This is a genomic window from Pantoea sp. CTOTU50773, assembly GCF_032082325.1.
Classification (GTDB): Bacteria; Pseudomonadota; Gammaproteobacteria; order Enterobacterales; family Enterobacteriaceae; genus Pantoea; species Pantoea communis.
The window spans coordinates 1-24432 of record NZ_DAMDQC010000036.1 but is presented as its reverse complement, the minus strand read 5'-3'; the positions used below and the strand labels follow the sequence as shown (position 1 = coordinate 24432).

22 protein-coding genes are annotated in these 24432 nt (G+C 55.0%); 18 read left to right on the top strand and 4 right to left on the bottom strand.

The features are described 5' to 3' along the window. Positions 1–55: 55 nt before the first annotated feature. A complete protein-coding gene (metE, locus tag RT340_RS08245) occupies positions 56–2326 on the top strand; it encodes a 5-methyltetrahydropteroyltriglutamate--homocysteine S-methyltransferase (RefSeq protein WP_097118523.1) in 2271 nt (756 codons plus the stop codon). A 38-nt stretch (positions 2327–2364) separates the two neighbouring features. Here metE and RT340_RS08240 read toward each other — a convergent pair whose 3' ends face one another. Further along, positions 2365–3201 (bottom strand): dienelactone hydrolase family protein, encoded by an 837-nt coding sequence (locus RT340_RS08240; protein WP_160833384.1) that lies wholly within the window; start codon positions 3199–3201, stop codon positions 2365–2367. A 300-nt stretch (positions 3202–3501) separates the two neighbouring features. On the opposite strand from RT340_RS08240, the gene udp reads away from it, so the two are divergent. The 10 genes from udp to tatD all read left to right on the top strand — a co-directional run bounded on the left by udp (position 3502) and on the right by tatD (position 12963). Continuing rightward, positions 3502–4263: a uridine phosphorylase gene (gene udp / locus RT340_RS08235; protein WP_313375293.1), complete on the top strand. Its 762-nt coding sequence runs from the start codon at positions 3502–3504 to the stop codon at positions 4261–4263. Between the two features lie 87 nt (positions 4264–4350). After that, a complete protein-coding gene (locus tag RT340_RS08230; RefSeq protein WP_313375291.1) occupies positions 4351–5619 on the top strand; it encodes a tetratricopeptide repeat protein in 1269 nt (422 codons plus the stop codon). Positions 5620–5704: 85 nt separating this feature from the next. Continuing rightward, the gene (gene rmuC, locus RT340_RS08225; RefSeq protein WP_313375289.1) at positions 5705–7216 is read left to right on the top strand and encodes a DNA recombination protein RmuC; all 1512 of its coding nucleotides are present in this window, start codon (positions 5705–5707) and stop codon (positions 7214–7216) included. A 75-nt stretch (positions 7217–7291) separates the two neighbouring features. Then, positions 7292–8050, top strand: a complete 759-nt coding sequence (ubiE, locus tag RT340_RS08220; RefSeq protein WP_097118527.1) for a bifunctional demethylmenaquinone methyltransferase/2-methoxy-6-polyprenyl-1,4-benzoquinol methylase UbiE — start codon at positions 7292–7294, stop codon at positions 8048–8050. A gap of 6 nt (positions 8051–8056) precedes the next feature. Further along, positions 8057–8662: an SCP2 domain-containing protein gene (locus tag RT340_RS08215; RefSeq protein ID WP_097118528.1), complete on the top strand. Its 606-nt coding sequence runs from the start codon at positions 8057–8059 to the stop codon at positions 8660–8662. Next, positions 8659–10296, top strand: coding sequence for a ubiquinone biosynthesis regulatory protein kinase UbiB (gene ubiB / locus RT340_RS08210; RefSeq protein WP_097118529.1), 1638 nt, complete (start codon positions 8659–8661; stop codon positions 10294–10296). The genes RT340_RS08215 and ubiB overlap by 4 nt, the downstream gene beginning before the upstream one ends. Positions 10297–10406: 110 nt before the next feature. Then, positions 10407–10652: a Sec-independent protein translocase subunit TatA gene (tatA, locus tag RT340_RS08205; RefSeq protein ID WP_038643775.1), complete on the top strand. Its 246-nt coding sequence runs from the start codon at positions 10407–10409 to the stop codon at positions 10650–10652. Between the two features lie 9 nt (positions 10653–10661). Further along, positions 10662–11327: a Sec-independent protein translocase protein TatB gene (tatB, locus tag RT340_RS08200; protein WP_313375285.1), complete on the top strand. Its 666-nt coding sequence runs from the start codon at positions 10662–10664 to the stop codon at positions 11325–11327. Between the two features lie 2 nt (positions 11328–11329). Then, positions 11330–12097, top strand: a complete 768-nt coding sequence (tatC, locus tag RT340_RS08195; RefSeq protein WP_034827926.1) for a Sec-independent protein translocase subunit TatC — start codon at positions 11330–11332, stop codon at positions 12095–12097. Between the two features lie 83 nt (positions 12098–12180). Further along, positions 12181–12963 carry a 3'-5' ssDNA/RNA exonuclease TatD gene (tatD, locus tag RT340_RS08190; RefSeq protein ID WP_034827928.1) on the top strand — a complete coding sequence of 261 codons (783 nt, stop codon included), beginning with the start codon at positions 12181–12183 and terminating at the stop codon, positions 12961–12963. Here tatD and rfaH read toward each other — a convergent pair. Continuing rightward, positions 12960–13448: a transcription/translation regulatory transformer protein RfaH gene (gene rfaH, locus RT340_RS08185; RefSeq protein ID WP_038643771.1), complete on the bottom strand. Its 489-nt coding sequence runs from the start codon at positions 13446–13448 to the stop codon at positions 12960–12962. The genes tatD and rfaH overlap by 4 nt on opposite strands. Before the next feature lie 216 nt (positions 13449–13664). Here rfaH and pepE point away from each other — a divergent pair, with 216 nt between their 5' ends. The 3 genes from pepE to fre all read left to right on the top strand — a co-directional run bounded on the left by pepE (position 13665) and on the right by fre (position 16688). Then, the gene (pepE, locus tag RT340_RS08180) at positions 13665–14396 is read left to right on the top strand and encodes a dipeptidase PepE (protein ID WP_160833389.1); all 732 of its coding nucleotides are present in this window, start codon (positions 13665–13667) and stop codon (positions 14394–14396) included. A gap of 74 nt (positions 14397–14470) precedes the next feature. Beyond that, a complete protein-coding gene (gene ubiD / locus RT340_RS08175; RefSeq protein ID WP_160833390.1) occupies positions 14471–15955 on the top strand; it encodes a 4-hydroxy-3-polyprenylbenzoate decarboxylase in 1485 nt (494 codons plus the stop codon). Between the two features lie 31 nt (positions 15956–15986). Next, on the top strand, positions 15987–16688 hold the full coding sequence (gene fre, locus RT340_RS08170; RefSeq protein WP_097118532.1) for an NAD(P)H-flavin reductase: 702 nt from the start codon (positions 15987–15989) through the stop codon (positions 16686–16688). Between the two features lie 45 nt (positions 16689–16733). On the opposite strand, the gene fadA is transcribed toward fre, so the two are convergent. Both fadA and fadB read right to left on the bottom strand, forming a co-directional pair. After that, positions 16734–17897: an acetyl-CoA C-acyltransferase FadA gene (gene fadA / locus RT340_RS08165; RefSeq protein ID WP_160833392.1), complete on the bottom strand. Its 1164-nt coding sequence runs from the start codon at positions 17895–17897 to the stop codon at positions 16734–16736. Positions 17898–17907: 10 nt separating this feature from the next. Continuing rightward, complete coding sequence (gene fadB, locus RT340_RS08160; protein ID WP_313375278.1) at positions 17908–20091, bottom strand: fatty acid oxidation complex subunit alpha FadB; 2184 nt, start codon at positions 20089–20091, stop codon at positions 17908–17910. Positions 20092–20277: 186 nt separating this feature from the next. Between fadB and pepQ the strand changes: the two genes are divergently transcribed. Genes pepQ through hemG form a run of 4 tightly spaced genes read left to right on the top strand, consistent with a single transcriptional unit; the run spans position 20278 to position 24259 of the window. Next, positions 20278–21609 (top strand): Xaa-Pro dipeptidase, encoded by a 1332-nt coding sequence (gene pepQ, locus RT340_RS08155; protein ID WP_034827944.1) that lies wholly within the window; start codon positions 20278–20280, stop codon positions 21607–21609. Further along, on the top strand, positions 21609–22226 hold the full coding sequence (locus RT340_RS08150) for an IMPACT family protein (RefSeq protein WP_034827946.1): 618 nt from the start codon (positions 21609–21611) through the stop codon (positions 22224–22226). The genes pepQ and RT340_RS08150 overlap by 1 nt, the downstream gene beginning before the upstream one ends. Before the next feature lie 26 nt (positions 22227–22252). Continuing rightward, positions 22253–23704 carry a Trk system potassium transporter TrkH gene (gene trkH, locus RT340_RS08145; protein WP_034827948.1) on the top strand — a complete coding sequence of 484 codons (1452 nt, stop codon included), beginning with the start codon at positions 22253–22255 and terminating at the stop codon, positions 23702–23704. An 18-nt stretch (positions 23705–23722) separates the two neighbouring features. Further along, positions 23723–24259 (top strand): menaquinone-dependent protoporphyrinogen IX dehydrogenase, encoded by a 537-nt coding sequence (gene hemG, locus RT340_RS08140; protein ID WP_097118536.1) that lies wholly within the window; start codon positions 23723–23725, stop codon positions 24257–24259. Positions 24260–24432 lie beyond the last annotated feature (173 nt).

The following is a 24432-nucleotide window of genomic DNA, read 5'->3' as shown; positions in this document are numbered from 1 at the left end:
TCGCTGGATGAACGTAAACGGGCTCGGCCCGTTAAGCATATCTGGAGATCACTAAATGACCATTCTGAACCATACGCTCGGTTTCCCTCGTGTCGGTCTGCGTCGTGAACTGAAAAAAGCACAGGAAAGCTACTGGGCAGGTAACAGCTCACAGGAAACGCTGCTGGCCGTGGGGCGCGAGCTGCGCGCTCGTCACTGGCAACAGCAGAAAGACGCGGGGGTGGATCTGCTGCCCGTGGGTGATTTCGCCTGGTATGATCATGTGCTGACCACCAGCCTGATGCTGGGCAATGTGCCGGCGCGCCATCAGAACCAGGATGGATCGGTCGATCTCGATACGCTGTTCCGTCTGGGACGTGGCCGCGCCCCCAGCGGCAATCCTGCCGCCGCCGCTGAAATGACCAAATGGTTTAACACCAACTATCACTATATGGTGCCGGAATTCACTCAGGGCCAGCAGTTCTCACTAAGCTGGACACAGCTCCTTGAAGAAGTGGACGAAGCATTGGCGCTGGGTCACCCGATCAAACCGGTGCTGCTGGGACCGGTCACTTACCTGTGGTTGGGCAAAGTCAAAGGTGAGCCGTTTGACCGCCTGTCGTTGCTGAAAGCGATACTGCCGGTCTATCAGCAAGTGCTGGCTGAACTGCATCAGCGCGGTATTGAATGGGTGCAGATCGATGAACCCGCGCTGGTGCTGGAGCTGCCACAGGAATGGCGTGATGCGTTCAAGCCTGCCTACGATGCGCTGCAAGGTCATGTAAAACTGCTACTGACGACCTACTTTGACAGCATCGGTCAAAATCTCGACGTGATTAAGACGCTACCGGTTCAAGGTTTACACGTTGACCTGGTGCATGGCAAAGATGACATCCAGCATATCCACCAACAGCTCCCCGCCGACTGGCTGCTCTCAGTCGGGGTGATCAACGGCCGCAATGTCTGGCGTGCCGAGCTCAGCTGCTGGTTCGATCGCCTGCAACCGCTGGTCGGGCAGCGTGAAAATCTGTGGATTGGTTCCTCCTGCTCGCTGCTGCACAGCCCGATCGATCTCAGTGTCGAAACCCGGCTCGATGCGGAAGTGAAAAGCTGGTTTGCCTTTGCTTTACAGAAGTGTGCTGAGCTGAGGTTGTTGAGCCAGGCGCTCAATAATAACGATGCGGCCTCGCTGACGGAGTGGAGCGCGCCGATTCGTGCCCGTTCTCATTCTTCGCGCGTGCACAATGCCGCAGTGGGCGCACGTCTGGCGAATATTCAGGCCAAAGACGTTGAGCGCGTCAGCCACTATGACGAACGCGCCAAAGCGCAGCGCCATCGCTTTAATCTGCCTGCCTGGCCGACCACCACGATTGGATCCTTCCCGCAAACCACCGAAATTCGCGGCCTGCGACTCGACTTCAAAAAAGGCAATATCGATGGAGGCCACTATCGCACCGGCATCGCGGAGCACATCAAGCAGGCGATTGCCGAACAGGAACGGCTCGGGCTGGATGTGCTGGTGCACGGCGAAGCAGAGCGTAATGACATGGTGGAATACTTTGGCGAAAACCTCGATGGCTTCGTGTTTACGCAAAATGGCTGGGTGCAAAGCTATGGCTCTCGCTGTGTGAAGCCGCCGGTGATCATCGGTGATGTTAGTCGTCCGCAGCCGATTACCGTTGAGTGGGCGAAGTACGCGCAATCGCTGACTGAAAAGCCAGTGAAAGGCATGCTCACCGGCCCGGTCACGATTTTGTGCTGGTCATTCCCGCGTGAAGACGTGACGCGGGAAACCCTTGCTAAACAGATTGCACTGGCGCTGCGTGATGAAGTGGAAGACCTGGAAAAAGCCGGGATCGGGATCATCCAGATTGATGAACCCGCGCTGCGCGAAGGCTTACCCTTGCACCAGTCGGAGTGGGCGGCGTACCTGTCCTGGGCAGTGGATGCCTTCCGCCTCAACGCGGCTGTGGCGCAGGATGAAACGCAGATCCACACGCACATGTGTTATTGCGAGTTCAATGACATCATGGAATCGATAGCGGCACTGGACGCGGACGTGATTACCATCGAAACCTCACGCTCGGATATGGAATTGCTGGATGCGTTTAAAGCGTTCGAATACCCGAACGAAATTGGGCCAGGTGTGTATGACATTCATTCCCCGAACGTACCCAGCGTCGAATGGATTGAAGATCTGCTGCACAAAGCGGCGCAAAGCATTCCGCCCGCACGTTTGTGGGTCAACCCGGACTGCGGTCTGAAAACCCGTGGCTGGAGTGAAACCCGGCAGGCGCTGGCGAACATGGTGACCGCCGCGAAAAAGCTGCGCGCGGAATCGGCTTAATCGTGAGAAACAGGGGCGCCTTGCAGCGCCCCTTGTTATTACGCGTTGGGTGCAACGCCATACTGCTTAAACCAGGCCAACATTCGTACCCAGCCATCAGCGGCTGAGTCAGCATGGTAGCTTGGGCGATAATCGGCATTAAACGCGTGTCCCGCTTCCGGATACACCACGATTTCCGCTTTGGCATTGGCGGCATGCAGTGCCTGACGCATCTTATCAATGGTCTCTAACGGGATGCTCTCATCCTGACCGCCGTACAATCCGAGCACCGGTGCGTTAAGATCGACGGCTACATCGATAGGATGTTTTTGTTGTTTGAGGGTTTTCTCACCCTCTAACCGACCATACCAGGCCGCTGCCGCCCGCACCTGCGGATTGTGCGCGGCGAACAGCCAACTGATGCGTCCGCCCCAGCAGAAGCCCGTGATGGCCATGCGACGAATATCGCCATCGTGGCGTGCGGCCCAGTTGGCAACGTGATCGAGATCGGACAGCACCTGAGAATCGGGCACTTTGCTGACCAGTTCTTTGAACAGTGTCGGGATATCACTGTAGTCACCGGGATCGCCTTCACGGAAGTAGAGTTCAGGTGCGACCGCCAGATAGCCTTCCAGCGCCAGACGACGGCAGATATCTTTAATATGTTCGTGAACGCCAAAAATCTCCTGCACCACCAGAATCACCGGTAGTTTGCCTTCATAGGATTTGGGGCGAGCATAATAAGCCGGAAGGTTTTCTCCCTGGCTGGGAACAGAAGTTTCACCGGTGTGAATAGCGTCACTGACGGTGGTAATGGTGCTGCTGGCGATGGGCTGAACGGCAGGGGCAAAGCCACCGGCTACTGATTCTTGTGCCATATTGTCTTCGGTTTTCATGGTTCTCTCCGTGCTAGCAAATGCGCAATCACGTAACTATAGCCTGCTTCAGGAGCAAGGCTGACGTAGGGTTCAGAGGGATGTGTATTTATGTTCTTCTTCTCTATTAACACTGCCACCCGAACTTACACAGCACCGCTTGTAGCAATTCAGAATTGCCGAGCTGCAATGTGTGATGTGAATCACATAATAATTTTCTGATAATGTAAGTTTCATTGTCGATGGTGAAATAAATCACATATTTATATGGCGCTCTGGCGTAGAGTGACACGCATATCCCTTATCTATCAGGAGTCTGTTATGGCCCAGTCTGACGTTTTCCACCTTGGTATCACTAAAGCCGATCTGAAAGGAGCCACACTGGCTATCGTTCCCGGCGATCCGGAGCGTGTGAAAAAAATCGCTGCGCTGATGGATAATCCGCAGCATCTGGCTTCGCACCGTGAATTCACCACTTACCTGGCGGAAGTGGATGGCAAGCCGGTGGTGGTCTGTTCTACCGGGATCGGCGGTCCATCGACCTCTATTGCCGTTGAAGAACTGGCGCAGCTCGGCGTGCGCACTTTCCTGCGTGTGGGCACGACCGGGGCGATCCAGCCGAATATCAATGTAGGCGACGTGCTGGTGACTACTGCTTCGGTGCGTCTTGACGGTGCCAGCCTGCACTTTGCGCCGATGGAGTTCCCGGCAGTGGCCGATTTCACCTGCACCACCGCGCTGGTGGCCGCAGCAGAAGCCTGCGGTGCCAAAACGCACATTGGTATCACCGCTTCATCTGACACCTTCTATCCGGGGCAGGAACGTTACGACACGTTCTCAGGACGTGTGGTGAATCGCTTCCAGGGCTCAATGCAAGAGTGGCAGCAAATGGGGGTTCTTAACTATGAGATGGAATCCGCTACACTGTTAACCATGTGCGCCTGTCAGGGGCTGCGAGCGGGCATGGTGGCGGGTGTTATCGTTAACCGTACGCAAAAAGAGATCCCGGATGCCGCGACCATGAAACAGACCGAAAGCGATGCGGTGAAAATTGTTGTAGAAGCCGCGCGTCGCTTAATTTAGTGCGCAAGGCAGCAGGTATTACGGATAAGGAATTCCCTGCTGCCATCACATTGCGCACGTTTTTCAGCTGATACTGAGAAAACAACTATGCGCAAAACGGTTTCTGCTCCGCGTCCTGCCTTTAATCATCCTTCCACGGCTGCTCAGTCTCGCATTGAGAGCGTGGCAGCGCGTTTCCGCCAGGCGATGGCGACCTCTGATTTCCCCGTGGCACGTCAGTGCTGTGAAGAGGTTTTGCGCGTCATGCCGCAAAACATGCAGGTACTGAGTGACTATGCGCTGACGCTAATGCGCGTGGGGGAGTACAAAAAATCCTACAAAACTTATCAAAAGATCTATAAGGCATCGGCAGCGCAGCGTGCGCAGGCTTCCGACACCTGGCTCGATGGCTTAACCGAAGTGTGTGGCTGGCTGGAAAAGCACGATGAAGTGGCACGTTACGGCCGTGAGTCGCTGGAGAAGTCTGACGCGATCTTTCGTCAGGGCCACACAGTGGCGTATCCCGCAGAAGCACCGCCGTCTTTCAATCCCACCAATCCAACTGAAAATATCATCTCTTTCAGTCTGTATGGTGGCCAACCACGCTACTGTGAAACGCTGATCAAAAATATCGACGTTGCGCGCGAGTTCTATCCCGGTTGGATGTGTCGCATCTATCTTGACGACAGCGTGCCGCAACACGTCTGGCAGCGTCTGAAGCAGTCAAATGTCCAGTTAGTGGATATGTCACATGAGAAGACCATATTCCCGACGCTGTGGCGCTTTCTGGTGATGGATGATCCATGCGTAAAGCGTTATATCGTGCGAGATGCGGACTCCCTGCTGTCGGAGCGTGAAGTGGCGGCGGTAGAAGCCTGGCTGCAATCGCCCTGCTGGTTCCATCACATGCGTGACTACTTTACGCATACCGAACTGCTGCTGGCAGGCATGTGGGGCGGCTGTCATGGCGTATTCCACAACGTTGAACAGCAGATACGCGACTTTATCGCCCAGTACAGCGGCAGTGAACGCTTCACCGATCAATACTTCCTCAAAGTGGCGTTGTGGCCGACGGTGCGCGAAAGCCTGCTGAATCATGATGACATCTTCCGATTCCATCATGCCCAGGCGTGGCCCGCACATCCGCCAATTCGCTGGCAAACCGAGCGTTTTCACGTCGGCAGCAACGCAGGGTATTCCAGCATGGCGGGCAAGGTGGAGAATGTTGATAACGGCTGGCAGCAGGTTGAACTCACTCACAACGGACAAAGCTGGTGCTATCCCGCCAAAGTGAAAGGCAGTGAATGGCTGTTGCCGATGCCGTTTTTCCTGATTGATGCGTGGAAGGCGGGTGATTTGACGGTGAAAGCGCTGTAAATGATCTGCCAGCTACACAACAGTCTGGACATTCATACAGTAGCGACTTACCTTTTCCCTCAGCGAAACGATCCGCGGGGGGATTATGGATCAGCAACTTATCATTAACGGCGCACTGGCGCTGGCCGGACTGGGTCTCGGCTGGATTTTGGCCCAGTTGCGGGCCGGGCACCAGCACGCCAGCTTCACTACCGAACGCCGCCTGCTGGAAGAGGCGCAACAGCGTCAGCAGCAGCAGCTCGAACGGTTACAACAACAAATTCAGCAGCGCGAGCAAGAACTGCGGCAGCTTCATGGCACGCTTAGCGGTGCACAGGAACGGCTGCAACAGCTCGATTACTGGCGTGGGGAGAGCGAACAACTTAGCCGGGAATTACGTAATCAGTTGGAAGTGAACAGTGCGCAAGAAGCTGAACTGCGTGAAGTCACCATCCGTTTAGAAGAGACGCGTTTTGGCGCAGAAGAGAAGCAGCGCCTGCTCACTAACAGCGAACAGCGTCTCAGCGCACAGTTTGAAAATCTGGCCAACCGCATCTTTGAAAACAGCGGACGTCGGGTGGATGAGCAGAATCGGCAAAGCCTTAACGGGCTGATTGGTCCGCTGCGTGAACAGCTGGATGGTTTCCGTCGCCAGGTGACGGATAGCTTTGGCCAGGAAGCCCACGAACGCCACACGCTGGCCCATGAAATTCGTCAGCTGCAACAGCTGAACGCGCAAATGGCGCAGGAAGCGGTCAACCTCACCAAAGCGCTAAAAGGCGACAATAAAATCCAGGGCAATTGGGGCGAAGTGGTGCTGGCGCGGGTGCTGGAAGCCTCCGGTCTGCGCGAAGGTTATGAATATCAGACGCAGGTCAGCGTGCAGCTGGAGCAGCAGGGCAGGATGCAACCGGATGTGATCGTGCGGTTACCGCAGGGCAAGGATGTGGTGATTGACGCCAAAATGACGCTGGTGGCTTACGAACGCTATTTCAACGCGGAAGATGAAGCCACGCGCGAGCAGGCGATCCAGGAGCACGTTAACGCCATGCGCGGCCATATTCGGCTGCTGGGGCGAAAAGATTATCAACAATTGCCCGGTTTACGCTCTCTGGATTATGTGTTGATGTTTATTCCGGTCGAGCCCGCGTTCTTGTTGGCGATTGATCGGCAGCCAGAGCTGATCAGCGAAGCGCTGCAGCAGAACATCATGCTGGTAAGCCCTACGACATTATTGGTGGCGTTGCGCACCATCAACAACCTCTGGCGTTATGAGCATCAGAGTCGCAATGCGCAACGCATCGCTGACCGAGCTACGCGGTTGTACGATAAAATGCGGCTGTTTGTGGATGATATGAGCGGTATCGGTCACAGCCTCGATAAAGCGCAGCAGAGTTATCATCAGGCGATGAAAAAGCTGTCAGAAGGGCGCGGCAATTTGATTGCGCAAAGCGAATCCTTCCGCGCGTTAGGCGTAGAGATTAAACGGCCGATCAATCCCCAATTGGTCGAACAAGCGCAGCCGGAAGAAGCGGGCGAAGATTGGGCGGACGATCCCGAGCCCAATGAAAATGTGGCAGATTCTCCCACCGCTTCACTGCGCCGCATCAACGAATAGCACGGTGGTCGCGTGCTCGCGTAGCGCGACTCTGATACACTTCGGCAAGAATTGTTTGTGGAACAGGTAAACCCGATGGCAGATGAATCACAGCAGGAAACTACCCATTTTGGCTTTCAGACCGTCGCGAAAAGCGAAAAGGCCGATAAAGTCGCGGACGTGTTTCATTCCGTAGCGGCAAAATATGACCTGATGAACGATTTGATGTCGTTTGGCATCCATCGTGTCTGGAAGCGTTTTACTATCGACAGCAGCGGCGTGCGTCGTGGTCAGCGTGTGCTGGATCTGGCTGGCGGTACCGGCGATTTGACAGCAAAATTCTCTCGCCTGGTGGGCGAGACGGGTCAGGTCGTTTTGGCGGATATCAACAGCTCGATGCTGAAGATGGGCCGCGAGAAGCTGCGCAATATGGGCGTGTCAGGCAACGTCAGCTATGTGCAGGCCAACGCCGAAGCGCTGCCGTTCCCGGATAACTATTTCGATTGCATCACCATCTCTTTCGGTTTGCGTAACGTCACCGAAAAAGAGAAGGCGCTGGCCTCGATGTTCCGGGTGCTGAAACCAGGCGGACGCTTGCTGGTGCTGGAGTTTTCCAAACCGCTGCTGGAACCGCTGAGCAAAGCCTACGATACCTATTCCTTCCACATCCTGCCGCGTATTGGGCAGCTGGTGGCGCAGGATGCCGATAGCTATCGCTATCTGGCAGAATCGATTCGTATGCATCCCGATCAGGAAACCCTGAAGGCGATGATGAACGATGTGGGTTTTGAAAATACCACTTACTTCAACATGACCGGCGGTATTGTGGCGTTGCATCGCGGCTTTAAGTTCTGATTGATCATGACTTTTACCCCGCTAATCACGGGCGGCCTTGAAACCGCCCTCAATCGTGTTCTGTATCGTGATCGTAGCCTGAAAGCCGCGCGTCAACGTCTGGCAGGTAAAGTGCTGATGCTGCGCCTGCAGGAGCTGGATTTCCCGCTGGTGCTGGTGTTTAGCGAATCGCAGCTGGATGTGCTGAGTGACTGGCAGGACAGCAGCGACTGTAGCGTGAGCCTGCGCCTCAGCACCTTGCCGAAACTGCGCGATCGCCAGCAGCTGACCAGTTTGATCCGTAGCGGTGAGCTGGACGTGGAAGGCGATCTGCAAGTGGTTCAGCAATTCTCTGCGCTAATGGATCTCGCTGAGCTCGATCCAGCCGAGTATCTGGCGCCGTGGATCGGCGACATTGCCGCGCAGGGTGTCAGTCAGGCTGCTCAGCAGGCGCTGAAATTTGTGCAGCGACAGGTGACACGTCGGCAGGATTATCTCGGTCAGGTGCTGACGGAAGAGTGGCGGGTTGCGCCCGGTGCACTGGAGCTGGCGTGGTTCTGTGAAGAGGTTGAAGCGATGGAACGTTCGCTTAATGCGCTCGAAGCGCGTTTAGCACAGCTGGAGGCGAAATGACGCTGGGAGAAATTCGGCGCTTATACTTCATCATCAAGGTCTTTCTGACTTACGGGCTTGATGAACTGATTCCTCACATGCGCATCACGTTGCCGCTTCGTATCTGGCGACGTTGTATTTTCTGGATCCCTAACAAGCACAAAAATGAATCGACGGGCGTGCGCATTCGTCTGGCAATGGAGCAACTTGGTCCAGTATGGATCAAATTTGGTCAGATGCTTTCGACGCGCCGCGATCTCTTCCCACCGGCCATCGCCGATGAACTGGCGGTGTTGCAGGATCGCGTGGCGCCTTTTGATGGGCTGAAAGCCCAGCAGCAGATTGAACAATCCATTGGCGGTCCTGTCGACACCTGGTTTGACGATTTTGATATTAAGCCGCTGGCTTCTGCTTCGATTGCGCAGGTTCACACTGCTACGCTTAAGTCTAACGGCCGTGACGTCGTGATCAAAGTGATTCGCCCGGACATCCTGCCGGTGATCAAAGCGGATATGAAGCTGATTTACCGCATGGCGCATTGGGTTCCTCGTCTGTTGCCGGATGGTCGTCGTCTGCGCCCGGTTGAAGTGGTGCGCGATTACGAAAAGACCCTGATTGATGAACTCAATCTGCTGCGTGAATCGGCGAACGCCATTCAGCTGCGTCGTAACTTTGAGCAGAGCCCGATGCTGTATGTGCCGGAAGTGTTCTCGGATTACTGCAGCGAATCGATGATGGTGATGGAACGTATTTACGGCATTCCCATTTCTGATGTGGCGACGCTGGAGAAGCATGGTGTCAACATGAAGCTGCTGGCAGAACGCGGCGTGCAGGTGTTCTTCACCCAGGTGTTCCGCGATAGCTTCTTCCATGCTGACATGCACCCCGGCAACATCTTCGTTAGCTATGACCATCCAGAAGATCCGCAGTACATCGCGATTGACTGCGGCATTGTCGGCTCGTTGAATAAAGAAGATAAGCGCTATCTGGCGGAAAACTTCATCGCCTTCTTTAACCGTGATTACCGTAAAGTGGCAGAACTGCATGTGGATTCAGGCTGGGTACCGCCGGATACCAATGTGGAAGATTTTGAGTTCGCCATTCGTACCGTCTGCGAGCCGATTTTCGAGAAGCCGCTGGCTGAGATCTCTTTTGGCCACGTGCTGCTTAACCTGTTTAACACCGCGCGTCGCTTCAATATGGAAGTGCAGCCGCAACTGGTGCTGTTACAGAAAACGCTGCTCTACATTGAGGGCATTGGCCGTCAGCTTTATCCGCAGCTCGATCTGTGGAAAACCGCGAAGCCGTTCCTCGAAGACTGGATCAAAGATCAGATCGGCATTCCTGCGATTCTGCGCGCAGTGAAAGAGAAGGCGCCATTCTGGGCTGAAAAACTGCCGGAGTTGCCTGAACTGTTCTACGACAGCATGCGTCAGCATAAATTATTGCAGCACAGCGTCGATAAACTGGTCAGCGATATGAATGCGCAACGTACGCGCCATCACAAGGCACGTTATCTGTTTGGCGTAGGGGCTACACTGTTATTAAGTGGCACCGCGGTGCTGTTAAGTCGACCCGACTGGGATTTCTTCCCCGCCTTATTAATGGCCGCTGGCATCGTCACCTGGCTGATAGGCTGGCGCAAGACAAACTGATTGTTTGCCTGGTGCAAATCGCGTAATGTCGCAGGCTAAAGCCCGAATTCATACGGGCTTTCTGTGCGTTTCAATTCAAAGTTTTTCACAGAATATTAGAGGCATATCTCATGGGCGGTATCAGTATTTGGCAATTGTTAATCATTGCCGTCATTGTTGTTCTTCTGTTCGGTACCAATAAACTTCGTAACCTGGGTTCGGATTTAGGTTCTTCCATTCGTGGTTTCAAAAAAGCCATGGGCGATGAGGACGATAAAAAGGATCAACCGAAAGAGCAGGACGCTGACTTCAACGCCAAGACTCTGGCAGACAAACAGCAAACCTCGGCGAGTAAAGACGACGCCCGGGACAAGTAAGGGTTAACTGTGTTCGATATTGGTTTTAGTGAACTGGTATTGGTGTTCGTTATCGGGCTGATCGTTCTTGGCCCGCAACGATTACCGGTTGCGGTGAAAACCGTCGTGGGCTGGATTCGGGCGATTCGCTCCCTGGCTGCTAACGTGCAAAACGAACTGGCGCAGGAGCTGAAACTGCAGGAATTGCAGGACAGCCTGAAAAAGGTTGAGGAAGCGGGCCGTGGCTCACTGTCACCGGAACTGAAAGAGTCGATGGAAGAGTTGCGTAAAACCGCCGATTCGATGAAGCGTTCTGTGCAGCAGAGCATCGATATCGAAAAAGCGGAAGATGAAGCGAACACCATTCATCAACCGTCGTCTGCAGGCACATCTTCTGAATCGGTAAGCCAGCTTCCGGTCACCCCCGCGGCGGCAGAGCATCAGGCTAGCGCACCGGCTCAGGCACCTCAGGCGGTGACGGCAGAGCACAAGGCCAGCGCACCGGCTCAGGCACCTCAGGCGGTGGCGGCAGAGCATCAGGCCAGCGCACCGGCTCAGGCACCTCAGCCAGCGGCGGCAGAGCACCCGGCCAGCGCACCGGCTCAGAAACCTCAACCGGTAACAGTAGAGGCTGCGGCACCTGTTAATACCGCGCAGAATGCGACGCCCACCCCCACCGTAAAAGATGAAAGATAAACATGGCCGTTGAAGATACCCAACCGCTCATCAGCCACCTGATTGAGCTGCGTAAGCGTTTGCTGAACTGCATTATTGCGGTGTTTGCTATCTTTTTGTGCCTGGTTTATTTCGCCAACGACATCTATCACTTAGTGGCTTCGCCGCTGATTAGCCAGATGCCGGCCGGTGCCAGCATGATCGCCACTGACGTGGCTTCACCGTTCTTCACCCCCATAAAGCTCACCATCATTGTTTCGGTGTTCCTTGCGGTGCCGGTGATCTTGTATCAGGTGTGGGCTTTTGTGGCGCCTGCGCTGTATCGCCATGAGCGTAAGCTAGTGATGCCGCTGCTGTTCTCCAGTACGCTGCTATTCTACGTTGGCGTGGCTTTCGCTTACTTCATCGTGTTCCCGCTGGCGTTTGGCTTCTTTGCCAAAACCGCGCCACAGGGCGTCACCATTGCTACTGATATCACCAATTATCTCGACTTCGTCATGACTCTCTTCATGGCATTTGGCGTAGCGTTTGAGGTACCGATTGCGATTGTTTTGCTGTGCTGGACCGGCATTACCTCGCCAGAGGATTTGAAAAAGAAACGCCCCTACATTCTGGTTGGTGCGTTCGTTGTTGGGATGCTGCTCACACCGCCGGATGTTTTCTCGCAAACTTTGCTCGCTATTCCGATGTACTGCCTGTTTGAAGTCGGCGTATTCTTCTCCCGTTACTATGTGGGTAAAGGGCGCAAGGCGTCAGATTCAGAGGATGAGGAACAGAATACCGAATCCTGACAAGGCATTCCCGCACGCGAGCGGGATGAGCGTTAAGAATCTAAACCGCCCACACATTGGGCGGTTTTTATTTGGGAGAAGACATGTTTGATATCGGTGTAAACCTGACCAGCACGCAATTCGCAAAAGATCGCGATCAGGTGGTTAAACGCGCGCGCGAAGCAGGCGTCACCGGCCTGCTGATTACCGGCACCAATGCGCTGGAGAGCCAGCAGGCGCGTCAGCTCGCGGCACAGCATCCTGGCTACTGCTGGTCTACAGCCGGCGTGCATCCGCATCACGCCAGTGAATGGTCGGCGGAGACGGCGAACACGCTGCGCCGTCTGGCAGAGAGTGAGCAAGTGGTGGCCATCGGTGAATGCGGCCTCGATTTTAACCGCAATCTCTCGGCGCACGACCAGCAGGAGTATGCCTTTGATGCACAGCTGGCGCTGGCAGCAGAGTTACAACTGCCGGTGTTCCTCCACTGCCGCGAAGCACACGATCGTTTTGTTGCAGTGCTGGAGCCGTGGCTGCCGAAATTGACGGGCGCGGTGGCACACTGTTTTACCGGCACGCGTGATGAACTGGAATCGTGCCTGGCCTTGGGCTTATCGGTGGGCATTACCGGCTGGGTGTGCGATGAACGTCGTGGCCTGGAATTGCGTGAGATGCTGCCATTGATTCCAGCCGAGCGTCTGCTGCTGGAAACCGATGCGCCTTATCTGCTCCCGCGTGATATGCATCCACGGCCGCCTTCGCGTCGAAACGAGCCCTGTTTCCTGCCGCATATTGTGCAGCAGGTGGCGAACTGGCGTGGGGAAGAGGCTGAAGCGCTGGGTGCGCAGGTCAATCACAACGCACGTCAGCTGTTTAAACTGGTTTAAAGCTTACGGAATTGTTTGTTGTCGACGCTGCGCATCACTTGTTTGTTGAGCAGGTTTAGCAGTAACACCGAGCGGGTTTCGCCATCAGGCTCGGCAAAAATAGCGCGCAGCCCCTCAAAAGTCCCTTCGGTGATGATCACTTCATCACCGCTTTGTGGCGTTTCTGGATCCAGCATAATTTGCGGCACATCGGTTTGCAGCGCTTCAATCACTTCGCTGGAGACCGTTGCCGGTTGCGCGCCAAAGCGCACAAAGTGGCTGACGCCGCGCGTGCTACTGATGGTGGTGGTGTGAATCGCTTCCGGATCGAATTCGATAAACAGATAGTTGGGAAACAGCGGCTCACTCACCGTGGTGCGTTTACCGCGCACAATCTTTTCCAGAGCGATCATCGGGCTGAGGCAATTCACCTCCTGCCGCTCAAGATGCTCTTTCGCGCGCAACAGCTGTCCACGTTTGCAATAGAGTAAGTACCAGGATTCCATAACTGCTCCCAAATATTGGACGCTAAGAATAACAAACCTGCTGTCAGAGTTATAGCGCATCGGCCAGTGGAAACGCGGCTGTGAAATAAAAATCACTGCGAATTTTCCGATTGGTGCGGCTTATTAACGCTTTCTTGCAAGAAAATTGACGGCTGATGACCATCTGTATCAGACTCCTTCCCCATCTTTCGCTCTCATTTGAAAAAGGACTGGCTATTGGAACTGTTCTTATTAAGTAATGGCAAAGTGGCCGAAGACGCGCCACTGTTGAGCTACGCTCACCCCCAACTGCTCGCGATGATTGCGCAGCGCGGCATTACGTCGGCGGTGCTGGTGCCTTATGCCATTATTCGTGGCGACCATGCGCAGCGTGCACAAGACCTGTCTGACTCATTGGGTATTCAGGTGCGCACCGTGCATGAGTTTGACTACCCGGTGGCGGCGATTGAACAGGCGGAGTTGATCCTGGTGAGCGGCGGCAACACCTGGTTCCTCAATCAGATGCTGCATGAGCACGGACTGATCGTGGCGATTCAGCGTGCCGTGCGTGAGCGAGATGTGCCTTACATCGGCTGGAGCGCCGGTTGCAATGTGGCTACGCCATCGATCCGTACCACCAACGATATGCCGGTGCGCAGCAGCGTGGTCTTGCCTGCATTAGGCCTGTTCCCGGTGCAGATCAATCCGCACTATCTGGATGCTCACGTCAGCGGGCATATGGGGGAAACGCGTGATGAGCGTCTGGCGGAGTTCTGCGCCGTCAATCCACATGAGTCGGTGATCGCCCTGCGAGAAGCCAGTTTCCTGCACGTCAGTGAAAACCGCCTGCGTTACTACAGCGCGCGCGGCGAAGACTTTAAAGTGTTCCGTCATGGTGAGCCAATCGCCGCACATCACGATGTGCTGGCCATTCAATCGCTGGTGCCTTTCTCCTGTCAGCCAGCTTGAACCACAAACCACAACACGCCGGCGTGAATCAGACCTATAATGGCCAATTCACCCTGGCTGGAAGCTAACGCCGCATGAAATATCAGGATTTACGAGACTTCCTCGCGTTGCTGGAGCAGCGCGGCGAGTTAAAGCGCATCACTCAGGAGATCGATCCTGAGCTGGAGATGACCGAAATTGCCGATCGCACCCTGCGTGCCGGCGGTCCGGCGCTGCTGTTTGAGAACCCGAAAGGGTACGACATGCCCGTATTGTGTAACCTGTTTGGCACACCTAAGCGTGTGGCGATGGGCATGGGACAGGAAGAGGTCAGCGCGCTGCGTGAAGTGGGCAAGCTGCTGGCGTTTCTGAAAGAACCCGAGCCGCCAAAAGGTTTCCGCGATCTGTTCGATAAAATGCCGCAGTTCAAACAAGTGCTGAACATGCCGACCAAGCGCCTGCGCAATGCACCGTGTCAGGAAGAGGTCTTCAGTGGTGATGATGTCGATCTGTCGCGCATTCCGGTGATGAAGTGCTGGCCGGGCGATGCCGCGCCGTTGATTACCTGGGGCTTAACCGTCACGCGTGGTCCGCATAAGGAACGTCAGAATCTGGGTATTTATCGCCAGCAGGTGATCGGCAAAAACCGCGTGATCATGCGCTGGCTGTCGCATCGCGGCGGCGCGCTGGATTTCCAGGAGTGGTGCAAAGCCCATCCGGGCGAACGCTTCCCGGTGTCCGTGGCGCTGGGTGCCGATCCGGCCACGATTCTGGGCGCAGTGACGCCGGTACCCGATACGTTGTCGGAATATGCTTTTGCTGGCTTGCTGCGCGGTAATAAAACTGAGGTGGTGAAGTGCCTGTCTAACGATCTTGAAGTGCCAGCCAGCGCAGAGATCGTTTTAGAAGGTTACATCGAACCGGGTGACATGGCGCCAGAAGGCCCTTACGGCGACCACACAGGCTACTACAATGAAATAGACAGCTTCCCGGTATTTACCGTGACGCACGTAACGCAACGTCGCAACCCGATTTATCATTCAACGTATACCGGTCGTCCACCGGATGAACCTGCGGTATTGGGTGTGGCGCTGAATGAAGTGCTGGTGCCGATTCTGATCAAGCAGTTCCCGGAAATTGTCGATTTCTATCTGCCGCCGGAAGGCTGTTCTTATCGCCTCGCGGTGGTGACGATCAAGAAGCAATATGCCGGGCATGCCAAGCGCGTAATGTTTGGCGTCTGGTCTTTCCTGCGCCAGTTTATGTATACCAAGTTTGTGATCGTATGCGATGACGACGTCAACGCACGAGACTGGAACGATGTGATTTGGGCGATCACCACGCGTATGGATCCGGCGCGCGATACCGTGATGGTGGAGAATACGCCAATTGACTATCTCGACTTCGCCTCTCCGGTTTCCGGCCTGGGCTCGAAGATGGGACTTGATGCCACCAATAAGTGGCCGGGCGAAACCACTCGCGAATGGGGCACACCGATTGTGAAAGATCCGGCGGTGACCGCGCGTATTGACGCCATTTGGGATGAGTTAGCTATCTTTGCCGAGCCGCCGCAGCGCTAAAGGCGGCAGAAAACCATAAAAAAGGGCACGTATGACGACGTTAAACTGCAAGGTGACTTCGGTCGAAGCGATTACGGATACCGTTTACCGCGTTCGTTTGATTCCGGCGGCGGATTTTACTTTCCGCGCGGGGCAATATCTGATGGTGGTGATGGATGAGCGTGATAAGCGCCCCTTCTCACTGGCTTCAACCCCGATGGAAAAAGACATCATTGAGCTGCACATTGGCGCATCTGACCTCAATCTCTACGCGATGGCGGTGATGGATCGCATCAAAAACGATCGTCAAATCACGGTGGATATGCCGCATGGCGATGCCTGGCTGCGTGAAGACAGCGATCGCCCCATTATTCTTATCGCGGGCGGCACCGGTTTCTCCTATGCACGTTCTATTCTGCTGACGGCACTGGCGCAGCAGCCAGACCGCGATATCGCCATCTACTGGGGCGGCCGGGAATTGATGCATTTGTACGATCTGGATGAGTTGAACGCGTTGGCGGTCAAGCATCCTCATCTCAAGGTGATTCCGGTGGTAGAACAACCCGCAGAGGGTTGGGATGGACGTAGTGGCACGGTGTTGACCGCCGTGATGCAGGACTATGAAACTCTCAGCGAGCACGATATCTATATTGCGGGCCGCTTTGAGATGGCAAAGATTGCACGTGAGCGTTTTTGTGCGGAACGTGGTGCAGTTGAAGCGCAGATGTTTGGCGATGCGTTTGCCTTTATCTGAGTAAAAAAGCCCGCCCGAAAGGGCGGGAACACGTGCTTCAACGTATTAAACGCGTTCGAACACCGTCGCGATCCCCTGGCCTAAGCCAATGCACATGGTCGCCAGACCAAATTGCGCATCACGACGTTCCATCAGATTGAGCAGCGTCGTGCTGATACGCGCCCCCGAACATCCCAGCGGATGCCCCAGCGCAATCGCGCCGCCATTCAAATTCACTTTCTCATCAAGCTGATCCAGCAATCCCAAATCCTTAATGCACGGCAGTGTCTGCGCGGCAAAGGCTTCGTTAAGCTCAAACAGATCAATATCCTGCACGTTTAATCCGGCACGCTTCAGTGCCAGTTTGCTGGCTGGCACTGGACCGTAACCCATGATGGAAGGATCACAGCCGACCACCGCCATGCTGCGAATACGTGCACGCGGGGTCAGGCCGAGTTCGCGCGCGCGGCTTTCACTCATGATCAACATGGCAGCCGCGCCATCGGAGAGTGCCGATGAGGTACCCGCCGTAACGGTGCCGTTGACCGGATCAAACGCGGGACGCAGCGCAGCCAACCCTTCCAGCGTGGTATCTTCGCGGATCACTTCATCCGTTTCATAGCGTTTCAATACGCCGTCGGCATCGTGGCCATAGGTCGGCACGATTTCGCGTTTGAAATCGCCGCGTTGAGTCGCAGCCCAGGCGCGCTGATGTGAACGCAGCGCAAAGGCATCCTGTTGCTCACGAGTGATGTGATGCATGCGCGCCAGCATTTCAGCGGTTAATCCCATCATGCCAGCGGCTTTTGCCACGGTGCGGCCCAAACCCGGATGGAAATCAACGCCGTGGCTCATGGGCACATGGCCCATATGTTCGACGCCGCCAATCAAACAGCTGTGCGCATCGCCCACCATAATGGCGCGTGCCGCATCGTGCAGCGCCTGCATTGACGAACCGCATAAGCGATTCACCGTGCTGGCGGGCACGCGGTGCGGAATTTCGGCCAGCAGTGCTGCGTTACGCGCAATGTTGAAGCCCTGTTCCAGCGTCTGCTGCACGCATCCCCAAATGATGTCATCCAGAGAGGCCGGATCAACGCCGGGGTTGCGGCTCAGCAGTTCGCGCATCAGATGCGCCGAGAGATCTTCCGCGCGTACCTGACGAAACGCGCCGCCTTTTGAGCGTCCCATTGGTGTGCGCACTGCATCAACTATGACTACCTTTTCCATATTCATTACCTCAGGCACTTTGCAGTGTCGCTTCGTCAATCGGTTGGGCTGCGGGATACCAGCTTTGCTGTTGATGCGCTTTATGCACTAACAGTTCGGGTAAAGCATACAGCGGGCCAAGGGAGAGATATCGTTTGGCCTGGTCGACCAGATTGCTGTTGCCGAGCGTGTCCATATAACGGCAGGCACCGCCACGGAATGGAGGGAAACCGAGGCCGTACACCAGCGCCATATCGGCTTCAGCCGGTGAGGCGATAATCTTCTCTTCGAGGCAGCGCACCACTTCATTGAGCATTGGCAGCATCATACGGTTAGCAATGTCCTCATCACTGAACACGCGTTTCGGCTCGCAAATCGGTTCCAGCAGCGCATCAACAGCCGGATCGGTTTTCTTCTGGGCTTTGCCTTTTTTATCTTGCTCCCAGCTGTAAAAGCCCAGGCCGTTTTTCTGGCCGTAGCGTTTGGCTTCAAACAGCACATCAATCGCGTCGCGGTAATCTTTCTGCATGCGGGAAGGGAAGCCTTGCGCCATCACCTGTTGTGCGTGATGGGCGGTATCAATGCCCACCACATCCAGCAACCAGGCCGGGCCCATAGGCCAGCCGAACTGTTTCTCCATCACCTTATCGATCTGACGGAAATCAGCGCCATCGCGTAGCAGCAGGCTGAAAGCGGCAAAGTAGGGGAACAACACACGGTTCACAAAGAAACCTGGGCAGTCATTCACCACGATCGGCGTTTTGCCCATCTTGCTGGCCCAGGCCACCACTTTACTGATGGTGGTTTCTGAGGTCTGCTCGCCACGGATGACCTCAACCAGTGGCATGCGTGGTACGGGATTAAAGAAGTGCATGCCGCAGAAATTTTCTGGACGCTGCAGCGATTGCGCCAGTTGGCTAATCGGAATGGTCGATGTGTTGGAGGCGAGTACGGCATCATCGCGCAGATGTTGCTCGGTTTCTGCCAACACATTGGCCTTGATTTGCGGGTTCTCGACCACGGCCTCGACCACCACATCGGCACGTTCGAAACCGGCGTAATCCAGCGTAGGTTGAATCGTCGTGAGGACGCTCGCCAGTTTGGCACCGTTAATCTTGCCGCGTTCCAGTTGCTTGTTAAGAAGGTTGCTGGCTTCCGTCATCCCCAGCGTCAGCGCCTGCGGATTAATATCTTTCATTTTCACCGGCACGCCTTTCCATGCCGACTGATAAGCAATCCCACCCCCCATAATGCCTGCGCCTAACACGGCGGCCTGCTGCGGTGCACCGGCTGTGTTGCTGTGCTTTTTCGCCAGGCCTTTGACATATTGATCGTTCAGGAAGATACCGACCAGCGCGCGCGCCACATCGCTTTGTGCCAGCGGCACGAATGCAGCGGTTTCCAGTTTCAATGCATCGTCACGACGTAAACCGGATGCCGCTTCAATGGTTTTCACCGCGGTGATAGGCGCGGGATAATGCTTGCCTGCGGTTTGCATCACCATGCTTTTGGCAATGGTGAAGCTCATCGCCGCTTCAATCGGGCTGAGCTTCAGAGGCGCTAGTTTAGGTGCCCGGCGGGCCTGCCAGCTGCCTTGTGCCATCGCATCTTGCAGCATGGTGAGCGCTGCGGTGCGCAGTTTATCGCTGCTCACCACGGCATCGACCAAACCGAGTTGCAGGGCGCTGGTGCCATCAACATCTTTTCCAGCGGCGATGATCTCCAGTGCGCTATCAGCGCCGAGCAAACGTGGCAAGCGCACGCTGCCGCCAAACCCCGGCATGATGCCCAGTTTGGTTTCCGGTAAGCCGATGCGTGCAGCAGGCGTCGCGACGCGGAAATCTGTCGCCAGCACACACTCGCAGCCGCCGCCCAGCGCGTAGCCGTCAATCGCAGCGACAGTCGGCACCGGCAAATCTTCCAGGCGATTGAAGATGCTGTTGGCAAACGCCAGCCATTGGCTCAGCTTCTCTTCTGGCGCATCAAATAGCGACAGGAATTCGGTGATATCGGCACCGACAATGAATGCCGGTTTGGCCGAGGTGAGCAGCAGGCCACGCAACTCGGGCTGTTGCTCCAGCACGCTGAGTGCATCGCCCAATGAGGCAACTGTTTTGGTGTCGAGTTTGTTCACTGAACCGGGGGCATCGAAAATCAGCTCGGCAATGCCGTCATCAAGCCAGTGAACTGAAAGGGTATCGCCTTGGTAGAGCATGTCCGTCTCCTGAAACCGCGAAAGGTGATCTGGTCATACCAGATGAGTTGGAGTGTGGGCGGCATGTTAATTTTTTGCAAACGAGTCTTTGCTTATTTGATACGCCGATCACAGCGAGTGCAGCACGGCAACAGACTTGAGGCTGTGCTACACTGCGGCCAATTTCGCGATATCGGAGACAAGTCCATGGATTCACTGAAAACCCTGTATCACGCGCATATCAATACGCTGCAACAGCGAGCGCAACAGGTGCTGGCACGCTTTAAACTTGATGCGATGTTGATTCACTCTGGCGAGCTGTTAACCGTTTTTCTCGACGATCACGACTACCCGTTTAAGGTGAATCCGCAATTCAAGGCTTGGGTTCCTGTCACACAAGTGCCTAACTGCTGGTTATGGATCGATGGCGTTAACAAGCCAAAGTTGTGGTTCTACTCACCTGTGGATTACTGGCATAACGTCGAGCCATTGCCCAACAGCTTCTGGACTCAGGATGTTGAGGTGGTGGGCCTGAAAGATGCCGATGAGATTGGGCAACTGCTGCCGGCTCAGCGCGACAATGTGGCTTATATCGGACCTGTGCCCTCCCGCGCCACACAACTCGGCATCAATAGCGATCGCGTGAATCCCAAAGGCGTGATCGACTTCCTTCATTACCATCGCAGCATCAAAACGGATTACGAACTGGCCTGTATGCGCGAAGCGCAGAAGCTGGCGGTTGCAGGACATCGCGCGGCGAAAGAAGCCTTCTTCTCAGGTATGAGTGAGTTCGATATCAACCAGGCGTATCTGACGGCGACTGGCCATCGTGATACGGATGTGCCCTACGGCAATATTATCGCGCTTAACGAACATGCTGCGGTGCTGCACTACACCAGGCTCGACCATCAGCCACCGGCGAAGCGCCACAGTTTCCTGATTGATGCGGGTGCGGAATACCTTGGTTACGCCGCCGACCTGACGCGCAGCTATGCAGCCCAAAGCAAATCGCGTTATGCCGAAATGGTAGAGGCGATGAATAAAGAAGAGCTGGCGCTGATTGCGACGTTAAAAGCGGGCGTGCGTTACACCGATTACCATTTGCAAATGCATCAGCGTATTGCCCGTCTATTGTTGAAGTTCGATTTGGTGAAAGGTCTGACCGAAGAGACGCTGGTGGCGGAAGACCTGACGGGTCCGTTTATGCCGCACGGTTTGGGCCATCCGCTGGGCTTGCAGGTGCATGACGTCGCAGGCTTTATGCAGGATGACAATGGCACGCACCTGGCGGCACCATCACAGTATCCTTATCTGCGTTGTACCCGCGTACTGGAGCCGGGCATGGTGCTGACCATCGAGCCAGGCTTCTACATTATCGATTCACTACTGGCAAAACTGCGTGGCGGCAAATACAGCCAGTACTTTGACTGGCAGGCGATCGACGCATTGAAACCGTACGGTGGTATTCGTATCGAAGATAATGTGGTGATTCATGCCAATCGCGTTGAAAACATGACGCGCGATCTGCATCTGGCCTGATGGATGCGTACGATATTCCCGCTGAGGCTGTGAGCCTCAGTGAGGAAACCATTAAGAAAAGCCGCTTTATGACTTATCTGGCGCATACCGTTGGCGTTGAGGCGGCGCGTGCTTTTGTCCAGCAGGTGAAGTTGGAACATCCTGCGGCGCGCCATCACTGCTGGGCGTGGGTTGCCGGTGCGCCGGATGATTCGCAGCAGCTGGGTTTCTCCGATGATGGTGAGCCTTCTGGCACGGCGGGCAAACCGATGCTGGCACAGTTGATGGGTAGCGGCGTCGGTGAAATTACAGCAGTGGTAGTGCGCTATTATGGCGGCATCATGCTGGGTACCGGTGGATTAGTGAAAGCGTATGGCGGCGGCGTGCAGCAGGGGCTGAAGCAACTGATGCGTGCGCGTAAAGTGCCGATGCAATCTTTTACCTTGCAATGTGATTATGCCCAGTTGAGTGATATCGAGCGTCTGTTGCAACGCTTTGACGGCATCATTGAAGAGAGCCATTATCAGGATCGTATCGCGCTACGTCTGGCGTTGCCGCATCCGCAAATTGATGGCTTTCGGCAAAACCTTTCTGATTACAGCCGGGGCGCGCTGACGCTCATCCCGCTGGACAACTAAAAGCATCTGTTTAAAGGAACGGCTGAATGCATTTTCGCGCCATTACCCGCATCGTGGGACTGTTGGTAATTTTATTCTCGGTGACGATGATCCTACCGGGGCTGGTGGCCTTAATTTATCGCGATGGCGCCGGACGCGCGTTTAGCCAGACCTTTATGATGGCGATTGTGATTGGTTCGCTGCTGTGGTGGCCTAATCGCAAAAAGAAAACCGAACTTAAACCGCGCGAAGGGTTTCTGATCGTCGTGCTGTTCTGGACGGTGCTGGGTAGTGTGGGTGCGATGCCTTTCATTTTTGCCGAACAGCCGCACCTTTCGGTTACCGATGCTTTCTTCGAATCCTTCTCTGGGCTGACCACCACGGGCGCCACTACGTTGGTGGGCCTTGATACCTTACCGAAAGCGATTTTGTTCTATCGTCAGATGCTGCAATGGCTGGGCGGTATGGGGATCATTGTACTGGCGGTGGCCATCTTGCCGATTCTGGGCGTGGGTGGCATGCAGCTTTATCGTGCTGAGATGCCGGGGCCGTTAAAAGATAACAAGATGCGCCCGCGTATTGCGGAAACGGCTAAAACGCTGTGGCTAATCTATGTCTTACTTACCGTGGCCTGTGCGGTGGCGCTGTGGCTGGCGGGCATGCCGGTGTTTGATGCCATCGGTCACAGCTTCTCGACCATCGCGATTGGTGGCTTTTCTACACATGATGCGAGTATCGGCTACTTCAACAGTCCTACCATCAATACCATCGTGGCGGTGTTCCTGCTGATCTCGGGCTGTAACTATGGCTTGCACTTCTCTTTATTGAGCGGCCGCAGCCTCAAAGTTTACTGGCGCGATCCCGAATTTCGCATGTTTATTGGCGTACAGCTGACGTTAGTGCTGATCTGTACGGTAGTGCTGTGGTTCCACAACGTCTATGCCAGCGGTTGGCAAACATTGAACCAGGCCTTTTTCCAGGTGGTGTCGATGGCAACGACTGCTGGCTTTACCACCGATAGTATTGCGCGCTGGCCATTATTCCTGCCTGTACTGTTGCTCTGTTCGGCTTTTATCGGCGGTATGGCGGGATCGACTGGCGGTGGCTTGAAGGTGATTCGTATTCTGCTGCTGTTTAAGCAGGGGTCGCGTGAGCTTAAGCGTTTGGTGCATCCGAACGCGGTCTACACCATCAAGTTGGGTAATCGCGCACTGCCGGAGCGTATCCTTGAAGCGGTATGGGGATTCTTCTCTGCTTATGCGCTGGTGTTCTTACTCAGCATGCTGGCGATTATCGCGACGGGCGTCGATGACTTCTCCGCTTTCGCTGCGGTTGCCGCAACGCTGAATAACCTCGGCCCAGGCTTAGGTGTTGTAGCGGATAACTTCACGTCTATGAATGACGTCGCTAAGTGGATTTTGATTTTAACCATGCTGTTTGGACGCCTTGAGGTGTTCACACTGCTGGTCCTGTTCACCCCGACCTTCTGGCGTGAATAAGAGAAACAGGATTATCTAATGAAAGCATTGATTCTATATTCCAGCCGTGATGGGCAAACCCGTGAGATCGCAGCGCGTATTGCACAGACGCTAGCGCCGCAGCAGCTGTGTGACGTGATTGATTTACTGGAAGTACAGCAGGTTGAGTGGTCGCAGTATGATCGCGTGCTGATTGGCGCTTCAATTCGTTACGGACATTTCCATCCGGCATTAATGAAGTTTGTTACTCAGCATAAGGCTGAGCTGCATCAGCGCGTCAGTGGCTTCTTCAGCGTCAATCTTACGGCGCGTAAAGCGGATAAGTGCACGCCAGTAACCAACGCCTATACGCATAAGTTCCTGGAGCAGTCACCCTGGCAGCCAGATTGCTGTGCGGTGTTTGCCGGCGCGTTGCGTTATCCCCACTATCGCTGGTTTGACCGTGTCATGATTCAACTGATTATGCGTATGACGGGCGGTGAGACCGATACCTCTAAAGAAGTGGAATACACCGATTGGAATAAAGTGGCGGTTTTTGCCCAGGATTTTGTGCAGTTACCAGGCAAATCGTTGTGAAATAGAGCGTTGTGGCTAAATTTAGGTCGAACGATCATTTTTTTGCAATAAACCCTTGTCAGCTCCGAATAACTCCCTATAATGCGCCACCACTGAGACGGCAAAGCGGCAACGCAGTCGGCTCAGCAGGGAGTGAAGAAATTCATCCCGCCGGAGAAAAACGCTGAAAAAAG